At 52.3% G+C, this 239-nt stretch carries 1 protein-coding gene; it reads right to left on the reverse strand.

Annotated elements, in window-relative coordinates; all coding sequences use genetic code 11:
- Positions 1-239 (reverse strand): ShlB/FhaC/HecB family hemolysin secretion/activation protein (locus ACTHSW_RS10945; protein WP_440373932.1); only part of this gene is annotated, 239 nt, incomplete at both ends.

Below are 239 nucleotides of genomic sequence, written 5' to 3' on the forward strand. Positions count from 1 at the left end.
GTCATATACGAAGTGCTGCCGGCCGATATGGAAGGGGTGGTTATAGCTGATGTCGGAAGTGATCACCTTCATTCTCGAAGTGCCATCATCAAAAACCTCTTCAGGGGCGGCAATGGCATCGGCCATTCCGGTGCCGCGCTTGTAGCCAAGGCCGATAACCAAAGTGCTGCGGCCGATGTATTCCTTGTGTTTTAGGATCAACTGCCAAACGGCGGTTTTACGGCGCTTTACTTCGACTT

Source organism: Neisseria sp. P0008.S004, from assembly GCF_051962755.1.
Classification (GTDB): domain Bacteria; phylum Pseudomonadota; class Gammaproteobacteria; order Burkholderiales; family Neisseriaceae; genus Neisseria; species Neisseria subflava_A.